This window comes from Streptomyces sp. NPDC058157, from assembly GCF_042884105.1.
Classification (GTDB): domain Bacteria; phylum Actinomycetota; class Actinomycetes; order Streptomycetales; family Streptomycetaceae; genus Streptomyces.
In genome coordinates this window covers 24959-40248 of the sequence record NZ_JBHVUQ010000036.1, presented here as the reverse complement: position 1 = coordinate 40248, position 15290 = coordinate 24959, and the positions used below count along the sequence as shown (strand labels likewise).

The 15290-nt window shown below is 72.3% G+C and carries 19 protein-coding genes and 1 tRNA gene; 4 read left to right on the top strand and 16 right to left on the bottom strand.

Annotation, left to right across the window (positions count from 1 at the left end; genetic code table 11):
- Positions 1-16 precede the first annotated feature (16 nt).
- Positions 17-1678, bottom strand: coding sequence for an MDR family MFS transporter (locus ACFVXK_RS12190; protein ID WP_389611424.1), 1662 nt, complete (start codon positions 1676-1678; stop codon positions 17-19).
- An 11-nt stretch (positions 1679-1689) separates the two neighbouring features.
- Positions 1690-2136, bottom strand: coding sequence for a MarR family winged helix-turn-helix transcriptional regulator (locus ACFVXK_RS12185; protein WP_389611436.1), 447 nt, complete (start codon positions 2134-2136; stop codon positions 1690-1692).
- Positions 2137-2237: 101 nt separating this feature from the next.
- On the opposite strand from ACFVXK_RS12185, the gene ACFVXK_RS12180 reads away from it, so the two are divergent.
- Positions 2238-2471, top strand: a complete 234-nt coding sequence (locus tag ACFVXK_RS12180; protein ID WP_389611423.1) for a hypothetical protein — start codon at positions 2238-2240, stop codon at positions 2469-2471.
- Between the two features lie 15 nt (positions 2472-2486).
- Here ACFVXK_RS12180 and ACFVXK_RS12175 read toward each other — a convergent pair whose 3' ends face one another.
- From ACFVXK_RS12175 to ACFVXK_RS12130, 10 genes are all read right to left on the bottom strand, one after another.
- On the bottom strand, positions 2487-2723 hold the full coding sequence (locus ACFVXK_RS12175; RefSeq protein WP_389611422.1) for a hypothetical protein: 237 nt from the start codon (positions 2721-2723) through the stop codon (positions 2487-2489).
- A gap of 740 nt (positions 2724-3463) precedes the next feature.
- On the bottom strand, positions 3464-4303 hold the full coding sequence (locus ACFVXK_RS12170) for an RNA polymerase sigma factor SigF (protein ID WP_079428814.1): 840 nt from the start codon (positions 4301-4303) through the stop codon (positions 3464-3466).
- A gap of 232 nt (positions 4304-4535) precedes the next feature.
- A complete protein-coding gene (locus ACFVXK_RS12165; RefSeq protein ID WP_389611421.1) occupies positions 4536-5414 on the bottom strand; it encodes an RNA polymerase sigma factor SigF in 879 nt (292 codons plus the stop codon).
- A 228-nt stretch (positions 5415-5642) separates the two neighbouring features.
- Positions 5643-5804 carry a hypothetical protein gene (locus tag ACFVXK_RS12160; RefSeq protein WP_167747595.1) on the bottom strand — a complete coding sequence of 54 codons (162 nt, stop codon included), beginning with the start codon at positions 5802-5804 and terminating at the stop codon, positions 5643-5645.
- A 385-nt stretch (positions 5805-6189) separates the two neighbouring features.
- Positions 6190-6480 (bottom strand): hypothetical protein, encoded by a 291-nt coding sequence (locus ACFVXK_RS12155; RefSeq protein ID WP_389611420.1) that lies wholly within the window; start codon positions 6478-6480, stop codon positions 6190-6192.
- Positions 6481-6569: 89 nt separating this feature from the next.
- Positions 6570-6654, bottom strand: a tRNA-Ser gene (locus ACFVXK_RS12150).
- A 134-nt stretch (positions 6655-6788) separates the two neighbouring features.
- Positions 6789-7217, bottom strand: a complete 429-nt coding sequence (tadA, locus tag ACFVXK_RS12145) for a tRNA adenosine(34) deaminase TadA (protein WP_389611435.1) — start codon at positions 7215-7217, stop codon at positions 6789-6791.
- A 92-nt stretch (positions 7218-7309) separates the two neighbouring features.
- On the bottom strand, positions 7310-7861 hold the full coding sequence (locus tag ACFVXK_RS12140) for a hypothetical protein (RefSeq protein ID WP_389611419.1): 552 nt from the start codon (positions 7859-7861) through the stop codon (positions 7310-7312).
- A 216-nt stretch (positions 7862-8077) separates the two neighbouring features.
- The gene (locus ACFVXK_RS12135; RefSeq protein WP_045949278.1) at positions 8078-8281 is read right to left on the bottom strand and encodes a hypothetical protein; all 204 of its coding nucleotides are present in this window, start codon (positions 8279-8281) and stop codon (positions 8078-8080) included.
- 177 nt (positions 8282-8458) lie between these two features.
- A complete protein-coding gene (locus ACFVXK_RS12130) occupies positions 8459-9421 on the bottom strand; it encodes a universal stress protein (protein ID WP_389611417.1) in 963 nt (320 codons plus the stop codon).
- A 183-nt stretch (positions 9422-9604) separates the two neighbouring features.
- Here ACFVXK_RS12130 and upp point away from each other — a divergent pair, with 183 nt between their 5' ends.
- The gene (upp, locus tag ACFVXK_RS12125; RefSeq protein ID WP_030225496.1) at positions 9605-10240 is read left to right on the top strand and encodes a uracil phosphoribosyltransferase; all 636 of its coding nucleotides are present in this window, start codon (positions 9605-9607) and stop codon (positions 10238-10240) included.
- A 16-nt stretch (positions 10241-10256) separates the two neighbouring features.
- Here upp and ACFVXK_RS12120 read toward each other — a convergent pair whose 3' ends face one another.
- Both ACFVXK_RS12120 and ACFVXK_RS12115 read right to left on the bottom strand, forming a co-directional pair.
- Positions 10257-10925 carry a LytR C-terminal domain-containing protein gene (locus tag ACFVXK_RS12120; RefSeq protein WP_389611415.1) on the bottom strand — a complete coding sequence of 223 codons (669 nt, stop codon included), beginning with the start codon at positions 10923-10925 and terminating at the stop codon, positions 10257-10259.
- A gap of 101 nt (positions 10926-11026) precedes the next feature.
- The gene (locus ACFVXK_RS12115; protein WP_008740979.1) at positions 11027-11323 is read right to left on the bottom strand and encodes a type II toxin-antitoxin system VapB family antitoxin; all 297 of its coding nucleotides are present in this window, start codon (positions 11321-11323) and stop codon (positions 11027-11029) included.
- A gap of 88 nt (positions 11324-11411) precedes the next feature.
- Between ACFVXK_RS12115 and ACFVXK_RS12110 the strand changes: the two genes are divergently transcribed.
- Positions 11412-13031: a helicase HerA-like domain-containing protein gene (locus tag ACFVXK_RS12110; protein WP_389611413.1), complete on the top strand. Its 1620-nt coding sequence runs from the start codon at positions 11412-11414 to the stop codon at positions 13029-13031.
- Between the two features lie 75 nt (positions 13032-13106).
- On the top strand, positions 13107-14042 hold the full coding sequence (gene opcA, locus ACFVXK_RS12105) for a glucose-6-phosphate dehydrogenase assembly protein OpcA (RefSeq protein ID WP_389611412.1): 936 nt from the start codon (positions 13107-13109) through the stop codon (positions 14040-14042).
- Here opcA and ACFVXK_RS12100 read toward each other — a convergent pair.
- Together ACFVXK_RS12100 and ACFVXK_RS12095 are read right to left on the bottom strand one after the other, a co-directional pair.
- Positions 13988-14464 (bottom strand): cupin domain-containing protein, encoded by a 477-nt coding sequence (locus ACFVXK_RS12100; protein ID WP_389611411.1) that lies wholly within the window; start codon positions 14462-14464, stop codon positions 13988-13990. The genes opcA and ACFVXK_RS12100 overlap by 55 nt on opposite strands.
- A gap of 98 nt (positions 14465-14562) precedes the next feature.
- Positions 14563-15162, bottom strand: a complete 600-nt coding sequence (locus ACFVXK_RS12095; RefSeq protein ID WP_389611410.1) for an HhH-GPD-type base excision DNA repair protein — start codon at positions 15160-15162, stop codon at positions 14563-14565.
- Positions 15163-15290 lie beyond the last annotated feature (128 nt).

Sequence of the window (15290 nt, the reverse complement as noted above, 5' to 3'; positions counted from 1 at the left end):
GCCTGATCAGGCCTGATCAGGCCTGGGACGAGGTCTTGTCCGCGGCCTTGCCGGAGGCGGACCGCGCCGGGACGCCGGTGGTGCCCTCGGCGCTCGGGGCGTGGGCGGCCGGCTTCGACTTCAGCGCGACCTCCTTGATGAAGACCACCAGCACCAGTCCGAGCAGCGCGCTCGGCGCGGCGTAGAGGAAGACGTCGCCGACGCCGTGCCCGTACGCGGACTCCATGACCTGCCGCAGCGGCGCGGGCAGCTTGTCGAGGTCGGGGATCCCGCCCCCGCCGGTGCCGCCGTGGCCCAGGGCCGCCGCCTTCGGGCCGAGTGCGGCCAGCCCGTCCTTGACGTAGTGGGTGACCCGGTTGGCCATGACCGCGCCCAGGGCCGAGACGCCCATGGCGCCGCCGAGCGAGCGGAAGAAGGTGACCACGGAACTGGCCGCGCCGAGGTCCTGGGGGGCGACCTGGTTCTGGGTGGCGAGCACCAGGTTCTGCATCATCATGCCGAGGCCGAGGCCCGTCAGCGCCATGAACAGGGCGATGCGCCAGTACGGGGTGTCGTAGCGCAGGGTGCCCAGCAGCCCGAGTCCGGCGGTCAGCAGCACGCCGCCGGAGACCAGGAAGGCCTTCCACTTGCCGGTCTTGGTGATGACCTGGCCGGAGACCGTGGAGGAGACGAAGAGGCCGCCGATCATCGGGATGGTCAGGATGCCCGACATGGTGGGGGACTCGCCGCGGGCCAGCTGGAAGTACTGGCTGAAGAAGACCGTGCCGGAGAACATCGCGATGCCGACGAAGAGGGACGCGGCGGAGGCCAGGCTGATGGTCTTGTTGCGGAAGAGGCGCAGCGGGATGATCGGGTCGCTCGCGCGGGACTCCACGAGGAGGAACAGCAGGCCGAGCACGACGGCGCCGCCGGTCATCGCCAGGGTGGTCCAGGAGATCCAGTCGTACGAGTCGCCGGCCTGGGTGACCCAGATCAGCAGCAGCGAGACGGCGCCGCTGATCAGGAAGGCGCCGAGCCAGTCGACCTTCACGTCCCGGCGGACGACCGGGAGGTGCAGGGTGCGCTGGAGCACGATCAGGGCGATCACCGCGAAGGGCACGCCGACGTAGAAGCACCAGCGCCAGCCGAGCCACGAGGTGTCGGTGATGACGCCGCCGAGCAGCGGGCCGCCGACGGTGGCGACGGCGAAGACCGCGCCGAGGTAGCCGCTGTAGCGCCCGCGCTCGCGCGGGGAGATCATCGCGGCCATGACGATCTGGGCGAGGGCGGAGAGGCCGCCGACGCCGATGCCCTGGACGACGCGGCAGGCGATGAGCATGCCGGTGTTCTGGGACAGGCCCGCGACCACGGAGCCGAGGACGTAGATCACCAGGGATATCTGGACGAGCAGCTTCTTGCTGAAGAGGTCGGACAGCTTGCCCCACAGCGGGGTCGCGGCCGTCATCGACAGCAGGGCGGCGGTGACGACCCAGGTGTAGGAGGACTGGGTGCCGCCGAGGTCGCTGATGATCTGGGGCAGGGCGTTGGAGACGATCGTGGAGGAGAGGATCGCCACGAACATGCCGAGCATCAGCCCGGACAGCGCCTTCATGATCTGGGAGTGGGTCATGGGCGCGCCGTCGGACGTGGTCTCCGACCGGCCGCCTCCCCGCACACCCTCGGGTGTGGTCGTAGCCATGTGTTTCCTTCCTAGAAGCTCGATCGGAGTCGGGCCAGCAGGGTGTTGAGTGCGTCGATGTCCTCGGCCGACCAGTCGGCCAGGGCCTTCTCCAGCGCGTCCGTGTAGCGGGCGCCGAGCTCGGTGAGCACGGCGCGTCCCTCCTCGGTCAGGCGCAGGATCCGGCAGCGGCCGTCACCGGGGTCGGTCTCCCGGTCGATCCAGCCGCGCTGCGCCACGTGGGCGACGTGCCGGCTGCTGACGGAGATGTCGACGGCCATGTACTCGGTGAGCCGGCTGAGCCGCATCTCGCCGTGCCGGTCGAGCACGGTGAGGACGGCGGCGGCGCCGGGCGGGCAGTGCGGGGGCAGGATCCGGGCCAGGTCGCGTTTGACCGCGCCGATACCGGTGAGCTGGCGGGCCAGCTCCTCGTACCGGGTGTTCTGTGCCGTGTGCGTGGCCACCGGACCGCCCCCCATCTCGTTGCTTGGGGCAACCATAGAAGAGTATGGTTGCTACAGGCAAATGAATTCGCGGGGTGGGGCGGTAAAGGAATCGGAAAACCCGCTAGGGTCCAGCCATGTCCGCACAGCACAACTCACCTGAAGCCGAGGGCACCTACGACCCCGCCGGCAGCACTCAGATGTTCCGCGCGTTCGTGGCGGAGGGCGAGGACCAGGCGGCCCGCACCCCGACCGTGCCCGGCTCGCGCCGCAAGCCCAAGGAGTCGGGCGCCCTGTCCGGGGGTCGGATCGCCCTGGGCCTCGCGCTGGTGCTCATGCTGGGGGCGGCGCTGTGGGTGGTGCTCCACTGAGCTGCCGCGGGCGGTTCAGCTCCAGGTCGCGGTGACCCCGCGGGTCTCCACGTGCATGCCGAGGGGCACCCGCCAGGCGTCCAGGCACACCGTGTAGGTCTGCGTCCTGGACGTGCGGCCCGCGAGGGGGGCGGGAAGGGGCTGGGCCGTGGTGACCGTGGCCCAGTCGATGCCGAGGGCGCCGATGACGTGCGTGGCGAAGGTGACCGTGCCGGAACGGGCCGCGGTGGTGCCGGTGTTGGTGAAGGTCACCGTGACGCGCTCGCACCAGCGGTCGGACGCCGCCGCGCGGGCGGGGGCGCTCAGTGTGAGGGAGGCCGGGGTGGCGGGCGGGGGCGCGGTGCCGCCGCCGGAGGCCCCTGAGCCGCCTGATGTCCCTGAGCCGCCTGATGCCCCCGAGCCTCCTGAGGCCCCTGTGCCGCCGGACCCGCCGGACCCGCCGGACCCGCCTGTGCCGCCGGACCCGCCGGATCCGCCTGTGCCGCCGGATCCGCCCGAGCCGCCCGAGCCGCCCGTCCCGCCCGAGCCGCCCTGCCCCGGTGTCGGGGTGCCCGCGCCCCCGGTGCCGGGGGTGGTTCCCGGAGTGCCCGGGGTCGGCGGGGTGCCGGGGGCGGGGTCGGAGCCGCCCTGGGCGGTGGCCGTCGCTCCGGCTCCGGCGGAGCCCCCGCCGGGCCCAGACCCCGGCGCGCCGGGCGTCGTAGAGGAAGGGGCGGAAGCGCTCGCCGCAGCGGGCGTGCCGACCGGTTGGTACTCCACCCGCCCCCGCGGCGGGACGTTCTGCCCCGCGCCCCGTTCGGGCCCGGGTGCCGCGGCGCCCACGGCGGCGTAGCCGTCGCGGGCCGGGCCGCCGCATCCGGTGAGGGCGGCGGCGGCCGTACAGCACAGGGCGGCCAGGGCGAGGGTGCGCGCCGCGCGGGGTCCCGTTGGCATCGCGCCAGTGTTCCTGACGCCATGTCAAATGTGAACCCCGCGCACGGGGGTGGAGCGGGGCGCTACTCCCCGATCAGGCCCGTGCGCAGCTGCGCCAGCGTCCGGGTCAGCAGCCGGGAGACGTGCATCTGGGAGATGCCGACCTCCTCGCCGATCTGGGACTGCGTCATGTTCGCGAAGAACCGCAGCATGATGATCTGCCGCTCCCGGGGCGGGAGTTTGGCCAGCAGCGGCTTGAGCGACTCGCGGTACTCGACGCCCTCCAGCGCGCTGTCCTCGTACCCGAGCCGGTCGGCGAGCGAGCCCTCGCCGCCCTCGTCCTCCGGGGAGGGGGAGTCGAGCGAGGAGGCGGTGTAGGCGTTGCCGACGGCGAGCCCGTCGACGACCTCCTCCTCGGTGACGCCGAGGACGGCCGCCAGCTCCGGCACGGTCGGGGACCGGTCCAGGCGCTGGGCGAGTTCGTCGCTGGCCTTGGTCAGCGCGAGGCGCAGTTCCTGGAGCCGCCGCGGGACGCGGACGGACCAGGAAGTGTCCCTAAAGAATCGTTTGATCTCGCCCACCACGGTCGGCATGGCGAACGTCGGGAACTCCACCCCCCGTTCGCAGTCGAACCGGTCGATCGCCTTGATCAGGCCGATCGTGCCGACCTGGACGATGTCCTCCATCGGCTCGTTGCGGCTGCGGAAGCGGGCCGCCGCGTAGCGCACGAGCGGCAGGTTCAGCTCGATCAGGGTGTCGCGTACGTACGCCCGTTCGGGGCTGTCCGGGTCCAGGGTGGCGAGTCGCTGGAAGAGGGAGCGGGAGAGGGTGCGGGTGTCGATGGCTTCCGAGCGGTCGGCCACTGCCGGCAGCTCACGCTCGACGAGCGTGAGCACCTTGGAGCTGCCCTGGTCTACGGACATGCCACCCCCTTGAGGTCGCGGACGGTCGCGTATCGGCGCGTCCCGTCGGAGGAACGCAGCCTCCACCTGAATACCGGAGGCGGAGCTGCGGCAAACGCGGTTTCTGCAGAATGTCACATGTCGGCAACACGCTGTAGCGTCATGTCGACAAGTATCTCCAGCGACAGACGGCCGACCGAGCGGAATGAGCCGTTTCTGTAGGGAATCGCGGGCCGGGCTCCACCCGATCCGGTTACGCCTCGATCCTGTTTGCGGATCTCAGACGGGCGAAGCTGCGCGCGAGCAGCCGCGAGACGTGCATCTGGGAGACCCCGAGCTCGGCGCTGATCTGCGACTGCGTCAGGTTGTTGTAGTAGCGCAGCAGCAGGATCCGCTGCTCCCGCTCGGGCAGTTGTACGAGCAGGTGGCGGACGAGGTCGCGGTGCTCGACGCCGGCCAGCTCGGGGTCCTCGTAGCCGAGCCGGTCGAGCAGCCCGGGCATCCCGTCGCCCTCCTGAGCGGCCTCCAGGGAGGTCGCGTGGTAGCTGCGGCCGGCCTCGATGCAGGAGAGCACCTCGTCCTCGCTGATGCGCAGCCGCTCGGCGATCTCGGGGGTGGTGGGGGTGCGGCCGTGGAGGGTGGTGAGGTCCTCGGTGGCGGCGTTGACCTGCACCCACAGCTCGTGGAGGCGGCGCGGGACGTGCACCGTGCGGACGTTGTCGCGGAAGTACCGTTTGATCTCGCCCACGACGGTCGGCATGGCGAAGGTGGGGAACTGGACCCCGCGCTCGGGGTCGAACCGGTCGATCGCGTTGATCAGGCCGATGGTGCCGACCTGGACCACGTCCTCCATCGGCTCGTTGCGGCTGCGGAAGCGGGCGGCCGCGTAGCGCACGAGCGGGAGGTTGGCCTCGATCAGGGCCCCGCGCACCCGGTTGTGCTCGCTGGTGCCCGGCTCCAGGCCCTTCAGCTGGCCGAAAAGCACCTGTGTCAGGGCCCGGGTGTCGGCGCCCCGCCCCTGGGGCCGTGGTGGGGCCGCGACGGGCTCCTGGGGCTCGGCGGGAAGCTCGTGCGGCTGTTCCTGGCGGAGCTCTTGCTGGGGAGGCACCTGAGGCGCAGTACTGGCCGGCACTGTCACGCCACCCCTTCGGTCAACTCATCCGTCTCATCCGTCAAAAGCGGTCATAGCATCACAAGAGATGTGCACTGTGTGCAAGCACCGTATATAGCCGTGTTGAGGGCAAGTTGGGCATTTAGGGGTATTCTTTTTACCGCCGGGAACGCGAAAAGTGAACGCGAAAGGCCCCCCACCCGCGGAGTGAGGGGCCTGGATGTCCGGAAATCGCTTCAGCGTACGGGCTCAGGTCACCAGTTCGGTGATGAACTCGCCGATGCCGGAGGCGGCATCCGATATGCCCTGGAAGCCTATTCCGACCATCTCCGCCGCCCGCTTGGGCTGGGTGATGATCACGAAGAGGACGAACACCGTGAGGGCGCCCGTGATGAGCTTCTTGGTGTCCATGTGCGGTGTCGGCCTCCCCAACCGGTACTGCGAAGTCGGGTGAGTCTAACCGGTCAGGTTTGGACACTCACCTGTCCTTTAAGGACCAATGACCCTGCCGTACGGGCCCTTTGCCGCTGGGTGTCCGGTCGCGGGGGGAGCAGGATGGAACACGAGCCCACCGGTTCTGGCAGGAAACCGGTGGGTGAGGGACAGGACCTCACTGCGGGGTCCGAGCCGCGGGCTTCCCCCCTGACTGCGGCTCGGGCTGGCGGGTTCCGTCCTCACCGGGGGAAGTGACTTGTCCCCCCGATGTCACTTCCCCCGTCCACGTGGAAGGCCCCGGCTCCGGTCGGGGCCTTCTTCGTGTGCGCGGGAGCGGCGCGGCGGGAGCGCGGACCCGCCGCTACTGGACGGCGCCCAGCAGGTCGACCAGGGGGGCGACGGGGGCGATGGCGGGCTGGAGCTGGTCGGGCAGCGTCATCAGCTGGTTGAGCTGGTTGGCCCCCTCGCTGACCTTCGCCCCGATCTCCTGGACCGAGCCCGGCGTGGCGCCCTGCGGCATGCCCGGGGCGGCCGTCGGCAGGTCCGGGAGGGTCAGCGGGGCGGGCTGCGCGGCGGAGGCGGCGGGTGCGGCGAGGCCCGCGGCGGCCCCCGCGAGGGCGAAGGCGGCGAGGATGCGCTGGGTCTTGGTCATACCGTGTCCAACGGCCGAGCCGGCGCCCGGTCACGGCGGGCACGCACGAGAGCCCCGGTTCGTACGAACCGGGGCTCTCGTTTCCAGAGCGGTGGTGGAGGGATTTGAACCCCCGATGGGTTGCCCCATACTCGCTTTCGAGGCGAGCTCCTTCGGCCACTCGGACACACCACCGAGAGAGATCCTAGCCGATGGTGGGGAGTGCTTCGCAACTTCCGGCCGAGTGGCCCTGCTCACCCGTCCCCGGTCGCCGTCCCCGGCCGCCGTCCCCGCCGCCGTCCCCGGCCGTCGGCCCCCGGCCCCCGGCCTCACCGTTCCCGGAAGAACTCCGTCAGCTGCCGCGCGCACTCCGCTTCCAGGACCCCGCGGACCACCTCCGGCCGGTGGTTGAGCCTGCGGTCCCGTACGAGGTCCCACAGCGACCCCGCCGCGCCCGCCTTCTCGTCCCCCGCCCCGTAGACGACCCGGGCCACCCGGGACTGGACGAGCGCGCCCGCGCACATCACGCACGGCTCCAGGGTGACCACCAGGGTGCACCCCGTGAGCCGCCACTCCCCGAGCCGGGCGGCCGCCCGGCGCAGCGCCAGCACCTCGGCGTGCGCCGTGGGATCTCCGGCGGCCTCCCGTTCGTTGTGCCCGGTGGAGAGGAGGTCCCCGTCCGGTCCGAGGACGACGGCACCGACCGGTACGTCACCGGCCGGCACCGCCAGAGCCGCCTCCCGCAGCGCCAGGCGCATGGGGTCCCGCCACGGATCCCGTACCGGGTCGGGCCCGGTACCGGAGCCGTGCGGGTCCCGCGTGCCGTACGTCAGGTCGTGCTCGGTGATCACTAGCGGACGGCCTCCAGCACTTCGGTGGCGCCCAGCGCGTCGGCGATCTCCGCGAGGGCGTCCCCGTCCAGGGACATCAGCTCCTTGTGGCCGACGCCGAGGTCGTCCAGCAGACGGGGGTCGCCGAGCGGGCCGGACGGCACCGGCTCGGAGCCGGAGCCCGCCCGGCCCTCGTCCGCGTCGTCGTCCTCGTCCGCGTAGGAGGCGACGGGCTCGTCCTCCCCGTCCTCGGTGCCGTCCAGGTCCAGTTCGTCGAGTTCGTCGTCCTCGTCGACACCGCCCAGCAGCTCCTTGGTCAGCATCGATCCGTAGGAGCTCCGGTCGGCGGCGGAGGCGTTCGACACGAAGTACCGGGGGTCCTCCTCTCCGTCCACGCGGACGACGCCGAACCAGGCGTCCTCCTGCTCGATGAGGGCGACCACCGTGTCGTCGTCGACAGCGGCGGAACGTGCGAGATCGATCAGATCACTGAGGGACTCGACGTCGTCGAGTTCCAGGTCGCTCGCTTCCCACCCGTCTTCGGTGCGCGCGAGCAGTGCGGCGAAATACACCGTGACTCTCCCACTGGTCATAGGCGTGCCGGTTGGAGGTCCCCCCGGCCGGAGGTTGGGGTGTGAACGGTCCTGACACAAGCTGTTCGCACCCCGCCCAATCGGCATCGTGGCAGAAACAGCGGCTTTGCGAGAGGTCTTCCGCGCGGCGGCCGTGTCGCGGCGCCGGGCGGAGGGCCGGTCAGGGGCCGGTCGCTGCCGTGGGCATCGTGCCCGTCACCAACGGAACGTACGCATCCGCATCTGCTGGCGCATCCGGGCCGCACGGGCACGCCGCGGCTGCACCCGGTCGCGCAGCGCCCGGGCCTCCATCAGGTCGCGCAGGAACTGCGCACGGCGCGCCCTGCGCTGGGCCGCCGTCTCCGGCGGGTCGTCCGCCTCGCTCCCCTTGCCGTCGTTCACGGGCTGCGTCTTGGGCATCGGCACCACCCCAGGCTGGTCCGGTCGTCCTCCTCCGCCGGCGCGAAGCAGACCCCCCGCTCCCACCTTCCCCCCGTCGGGGCGTTTGATGCCACCCCTTCCCGGATCGGCCCAGGTCAGGGCAGGGGGTGGCTGAAGGGTCAGCTCACTCCGCGTGGCCGGATCCGGCCGGTGCCCTCAGGCCGCCCCGTCGTCGTCGTGCAGGGCGGGGACGACGGCCACCGGGCCGTGCGCGTGCTGCAGGACGGCGTGCGCCACCGACCCGATCAGCAGGGACCGCCGCCGCGGATGGTGGCGGCCGACCACGACCAGCGCGGCCGACCGGGACGCCTCCACCAGCCGCCCCGCCGCGTCCCCGGGCACGGCCGCCTGCTCGACCGGGACGTCCGGGTGGCGGGCCCGCAGCGGGGCCAGCCGCTCCGTCTGGGCCCGCAGCATCTCCCGTTCGGCCGGCACCCCGTCCGCGCCGTCGGCGAGGGCCTCGGGCGGGATCACCGCGAACGGGCTGTCGATCACCATCATCGGCCCGGGCGGCAGCGCGTACGCGGAGACCACCTGGACGGTGGTCCCCCGGGCGGCGGCTTCCGCGAACGCGAAGGCCAGTACGTCCTCGGGGGTCTCGGCGGCGTGCAGCCCCAGCACCACCCGCCCGGCCGAAGCCCCGTCGGCGTCCCGCGCCTCGCGTCCCTCGTGCGGGACCACCACCACCGGGCAGGACGCCGTGGTGGCCACCGCCCGGCTGCTCGACCCGAGCAGCAGCGCCGCGAACCCGCCCCGCCCCCGGGAGCCCATGACCAGCATCAGCGGCGCCTGCTCCGCGCTGACGGCCCGCAGCGCCTCGGGCACGGAGCCCTCCAGGGCCTCGTAGCGGACCTCCGCCGGGAGCTCCGGGCCGGACTCCAGCAGGGCGCGGACCCGGTCGCCGACGGGGTCGGCGTACTCCTCGGGCTCGTTCGGGTCGTGCAGGGCCGAGCGGCGCCCCGCGTACAGCTGGGAGACCTCGGGCAGGACGTGGGCCACCATCAGGCCGGTGCCGTGGCGCAGGGCGGCCAGGCGGGCCCACTCCAGGGCGCGCAGGCTGTGGTCGGACCCGTCGACGGCGGCGATCACCGGTCCGCCGCTCCCCTGGCCGTTGCTCATCCGTCCACAGTGCCGGGCGGCGCGGCGGCCCGCATCCGGAAGGGCCGCGGACGCGCGCGGGACGCGCCGCGCCCCTTCCACCGCGTAGCCTTTTGGCAGCAGGTCGCGAACAGGCGGCCGTTTTTCGCAGGTAGCAGGGTCGCAGATCGCAGGTCGAAGCCCGGCTGAGTCTTGGAGGATGTTGTGCGTTTGCAGGTCGTCGATCACCCCTTGGTGGCGCACAAACTCACCACGCTGCGCGACAAGCGCACCGACTCCCCCACGTTCCGTCGGCTCGCCGACGAGCTGGTGACGCTCCTCGCGTACGAGGCCACCCGCGACGTGCGCACCGAGCAGTCCGACATCGAGACCCCGGTCGGCCCGACCACCGGCGTCAAGCTGTCGCACCCGCGCCCGCTGGTCGTGCCGATCCTGCGCGCCGGCCTCGGCATGCTGGACGGCATGGTCCGGCTGCTGCCGACCGCCGAGGTGGGCTTCCTGGGCATGGTCCGCAACGAGGAGACCCTGGAGGCCTCCACGTACGCGACGCGCATGCCCGAGGACCTCTCCGGGCGCCAGGTCTACGTCGTCGACCCGATGCTGGCCACCGGCGGCACGCTGGTCGCCGCGATCCAGGAGCTCATCAAGCGCGGCGCCGACGACGTGACCGCCGTGGTGCTGCTGGCCGCGCCCGAGGGCGTCGAGGTCATGGAGCGCGAGCTCGCGGGCACGCCGGTGACGGTCGTGACGGCCGCCGTGGACGAGCGGCTCAACGAGCACGGCTACATCGTGCCGGGCCTGGGCGACGCGGGCGACCGCATGTACGGCTCCGCCGAGTAGCGCAGCGGTAGGGCTCTCAGCACTTCTTCGAGGAGGGCGCGGGCGCGGGGTTGGCCAGGACGGCCAGCGCCTTGTCCGCGTCCTCCTTCTTGTTCAGCTCCTTGAAGGAGTCGCCCAGGATCAGGTCGATGTCCGCGCCCTCGCGGGTGTCGGTCTGCTGGGTGACCCCGGTGAGCTGGGTGCCGAGGACGGAGTAGGCCGCCTTGTCGGTGCGCGGGGAGCCGAGCAGTATCCCGGGCCCGGGGACCTTCTTGTCGAAGTCGGCGGGGGCGTTGCCGACGTGGCCGACGGTGAAGCCGCGCTTCTTCAGCTCGTCGCCGACGGCCTTGGCCAGGCCCGCGCGCGGGGTGGCGTTGTAGACGTTGACGGTGATCTGGCCGGGCTGCGGCAGGACGACCGCGGGGGCGGCGGACGCGGCGGGGCCGGGGTTCGCGGCCGCGGCCGGGGTGGCGGAGGCGGGGCCCTTGGTCGCACAGTCCCCGGCCGCCGCGGTGTGCTTGCCGCCGTCGCCCCGGAACACGTCGATGAGCTGCAGTGCCCCGTAGCCGAGCAGCGCCAGCGCGAGGACCGATCCGAGCAGGGCGAACACGAGCTTCCGGCGTCGCCGCGGCCGGCTCATGCGGGGGTAGGCGGTCCCCGTGACGCGGTACTTTCCGCCCATGCCGGGGGGAGTGAGCATGCTCATGGGCGCAGCGTAGTGCCGTACCGGAACGATGCCTACTAAATGATCTGTTGATCGGGTAAGGCAGACCCGAAAGGCGCAACCGGCGCCCCGTCCGCCCCTGGTCAGTCCATTTCGAGGACGCGCGCGTGCAGGACCTGGCGCTGCTGGAGGGCCGCGCGCACGGCGCGGTGCAGTCCGTCCTCCAGGTAGAGGTCGCCCTGCCACTTCACGACGTGCGCGAAGAGGTCGCCGTAGAACGTGGAGTCCTCGGCGAGCAGCGTCTCCAGGTCCAGCTGGCCCTTGGTCGTCACGAGCTGGTCCAGCCTGACCGGGCGCGGGGCGACGTCCGCCCACTGCCGGGTGGTTTCCCTGCCGTGGTCGGGGTACGGCCGTCCGCTACCGATGCGCTTGAAGATCACACGGAAAGCCTACCGGGCCGGTGCCTCCGGGCGCAGCCTCGCTCCAGCGGTGCAAAAGTGGCACACAGGGCTATTCCGGGAGTGACGCATGAGCCAGAGCATCGATCCGCCCGAGCCGGCCGCCACTGCGGGGGGACAAACGGACCCGAACGGTCCGGCCGCCGCCATCGCCGCCGGGTACGCCTTCAGCGGGCCCGCGCTGGAGCTGGGGGCCCTGCTCTGGGACGGGGTCTGCGACCCGGGGCGGCAGATCCGCGTCCCGCTGTCGATGCTCAACCGGCACGGACTCGTCGCGGGCGCCACCGGCACCGGGAAGACCAAGACCCTCCAGCTGATCGCCGAGCAGCTCTCCGCCAACGGCGTGCCGGTCTTCCTCGCCGACGTCAAGGGCGACGTCTCGGGGATCTCCGCCCCCGGCGCGCCGGGCGGCAGGACCGAGGAGCGGGCGCGGGAGGTCGGCCAGAGCTGGGAGGCCACCGGATGTCCCGCCGAGTTCTACTCCCTGGGCGGGATCGGCCCCGGGATCCCGGTCCGGGCGAGCGTGACCGCGTTCGGGCCGGTGCTGCTGTCGAAGGTGCTCCAGCTGAACCAGACCCAGGAGCAGTCGCTCGGCCTGATCTTCCACTACGCCGACTCCAAGGGCCTGGAGCTGATCGACCTCAAGGACCTGCGGGCGGTCGTCGCCTTCCTCGTCTCCGACCAGGGAAAGCCGGAGCTCAAGGGGATCGGCGGGCTCTCCACCGTCACCGCCGGGGTGATCCTGCGGGCGCTCACCGCATTCGAGCAGCAGGGCGCCTCGGAATTCTTCGGCGAACCTGAATTCGACACCAGTGAATTCCTGCGAACGGCTCCGGACGGGCGCGGGGTGGTTTCCGTACTGGAACTTCCGGCCGTACAGGACAAACCACAGCTTTTCTCTACATTCCTGATGTGGCTGCTCGCCGACCTCTACGCCGACCTCCCGGAAGTCGGCGATCTGGAGCAGCCCAAACTGGTCTTCTTCTTCGACGAGGCCCACCTCCTCTTCAACGGGGCCTCCAAGGCCTTCCTGGAATCCATCACCCAGACCGTGCGCCTCATCCGCTCCAAGGGCATCGGCGTCTTCTTCGTCACCCAGACCCCCAAGGACGTCCCCGCCGACGTCCTGGCCCAGCTCGGCAACCGCGTCCAGCACGCCCTGCGCGCCTTCACCCCCGACGACGCCAAGGCCCTCAAGGCCACCGTGCGGACCTTCCCGAACTCCCCGTACGACCTGGAGGAGTTGCTGACCGGCCTCGGTACCGGCGAGGCCGTCGTCACGGTGCTCAGCGAGAACGGCGCCCCCACCCCCGTCGCCGCCACCCGGCTGCGCGCCCCGCAGTCGCTGATGGGGCCGATCGACCCGGCGGCGCTCGACGCCGCCGTCAAGGCCTCGCTGCTGTACTCCCGTTACGCCGAGCCCGTCGACCGGGAGTCGGCGTACGAGAAGATCACCGCCGAACAGGCGGCCGCGGAGGCCCAGGCGGAGGCCGCCGCCGCGGCGGCCGAGGCCGACAAGCAGGCCAAGGCCGCCGAGCGGGCGGCGCGCAGCGCCCCGAAGCCGGAGCCGTCGCTGGCCCAACAGGTCGTCGGCAGCGGCCTGTTCCGTTCACTGGCCCGCTCGGTCGGCACCCAGCTGGGGCGCGAGATCTCCCGCTCCCTCTTCGGCACGGCGCGCCGGCGGCGCTGAGCCGCGGGTCGAGTCCAGGAGGAATCAAGCGAACCGGTTGTCCGCCTTACGGCAGCCGCTGACAGACTCGTGTCCATGCGGACCGAACTGACCGACACCACGTCCAGCAAGATCGACCGGGCCCTGCTGGCGGCCCGGCGCGCCGTGGGCAGCCCCACCATGGGCCTCGTGCTCACCCTCGTCGTCGTCACCGACGAGGAGAACGCCTACGACGCCGTACGCGCGGCCTCCGAGGCCTCGCGCGAGCACCCCTGCCGGATCATCGCGGTGATCAAGCGGACCCACCGGGGCCCGGAGCGGCGCCGGCGGACCCGGCTGGACGCCGAGCTGCGCGTGGGCTCGGACGCCGGCTCCGGCGAGATCGTCATCCTGCGCCTGCACGGGGAACTCACCACCCAGGCCGGGTCGATCGTGTTGCCGCTGCTGGTGCCGGACGCGCCGGTGGTCGCCTGGTGGCCGGCCGACGCCCCCGCCGACCCGGCCCGTGACGACCTGGGCGCGCTGGCGCAGCGCCGGATCACCGACGCGCAGGCCGCGGCGGAGCCGGTCGGCGTGCTGGCCGAACGCGCGGCCGCCTACGCGCCCGGCGACACCGACCTGGCCTGGACCCGGCTCACGCCGTGGCGTTCGCTGCTGGCCTGCGCCTTCGACCAGAACACCTCGCGGGTGACCGCGGCGGCCGTGGAGAGCGAGGCCGACAACGCCAGCGCCGAGCTGCTGGCGCGCTGGCTGGAGGACCGGCTCGGGGTGCCGGTGGCCCGGGTGGCCACCGCCGGGCCGGTCATCACCCGGGTCCGGCTGGAGACCGGCGCCGGCGAGGTCGTGGTGGACCGGCCCACCGGTTCGCTGGCCACGCTGGTCCTGCCGGGCTGGCCGGACCGGAAGGTCGCCCTCAAGATCCGCAGCACGGCGGAACTGATCGCGGAGGAGCTGCGGCGCCTCGACGCCGACGAGGTCTACGCCTCGGCGCTGCGCAGCAGGCGGCCCGCCCAGGCCTCGCTCTCGGCGTAGTGGTTGTCGTACGCGGGCTGGCTGTCGATGATGTCCTGGACGGTGGCCTCGCCCGCGTGCACCCGGCCGAGCAGGCGGTAGTAGTCGAAGCGGGCCATGCCGGGGGTGAACCCGACGAACACCTCGGCGGTGTGGCCGGCGGAGGGGGCGAAGGCGTGCTTCACGCCGGGGGCGATGCTGAGGAAGTCGCCCTTGGTGAGGGTGTGGACCTCGTCCCCGACGAGCACGTCGAGCCGGCCGTCGGTGACGTGGAAGAACTCGGTGGCCTTGGTGTGGAAGTGCACCGGGGCGCCGGCGGCGCCCACCTCGAAGGTGGCCGTGTTGCAGGTGAGTTCAGGGGTGTCGGTGAGCAGGGTGATGACGCTGCCGGGGGCGTCGCTGACGCGTTCGGCGGTGGTGGCGCGGAGGGGCTTCTCGGTCATCCGGCCGACGTTACGGGGCCCGGCGCACGGGGGCTCCACCGGGCCGGACGGTCCGTCAACTCAGCTGTGGCGCAACGGGTCCACGCACCGCCCCCGGCCTACGCGCCGCCCCCGCCCTTCGCGGCCTTGGCGGCGGCCTTCGCGGCCTGCTTGTACTCGCGGACCTTCGCCAGGGACTCCGGGCCGGTGATGTCCGCCGCCGAGCGGTGGACGTTCGCGGGGCCGTAGCCCCCGGCCGCCTCGCGCCAGCCCTTCGGCCGGACCCCGTACCGCTTGCCCAGCAGGGCCAGGAAGATCTGCGCCTTCTGCTCCCCGAACCCCGGCAGCGCCTTCAGCCGGGCCAGCAGCTCCGCCCCCGTCCCCGCGTCCGCCCAGACCGCCTCCGCGTCCCCCGCGTAGTGCTCCACCAGGTACGCGCACAGCTGCTGGATCCGCTTCGCCATCGACCCCGGGTACCGGTGCACCGCGGGCTTCTGCGACAGCAGCGCGGCGAAGGCCTCCGGGTCGTACGCGGCGATGGCGTGGGCGTCCAGGTCGTCGGCGCCGAGGCGCTGCGCGATCGTCCAGGGCCCCGAGAACGCCCACTCCATCGGCACCTGCTGGTCCAGCAGCATCCCGGTGAGCGCGGCCAGCGGGCTGCGGGCGAGCAGGGCGTCGGCTTCGGGCTGCTGCGCGAGCCGGATGGTGATGTCGTCCATGCCCCCAGCCTCTCCCGTGACCGCACCCGGTGCCCGTTCGGCGCGCGGTTGTCAGACCCCCGCCCTAGCGTGGGAGGGACGTACGAGCCGGACGACACACGCACGCGAGACGACACAGGAGTCGATCG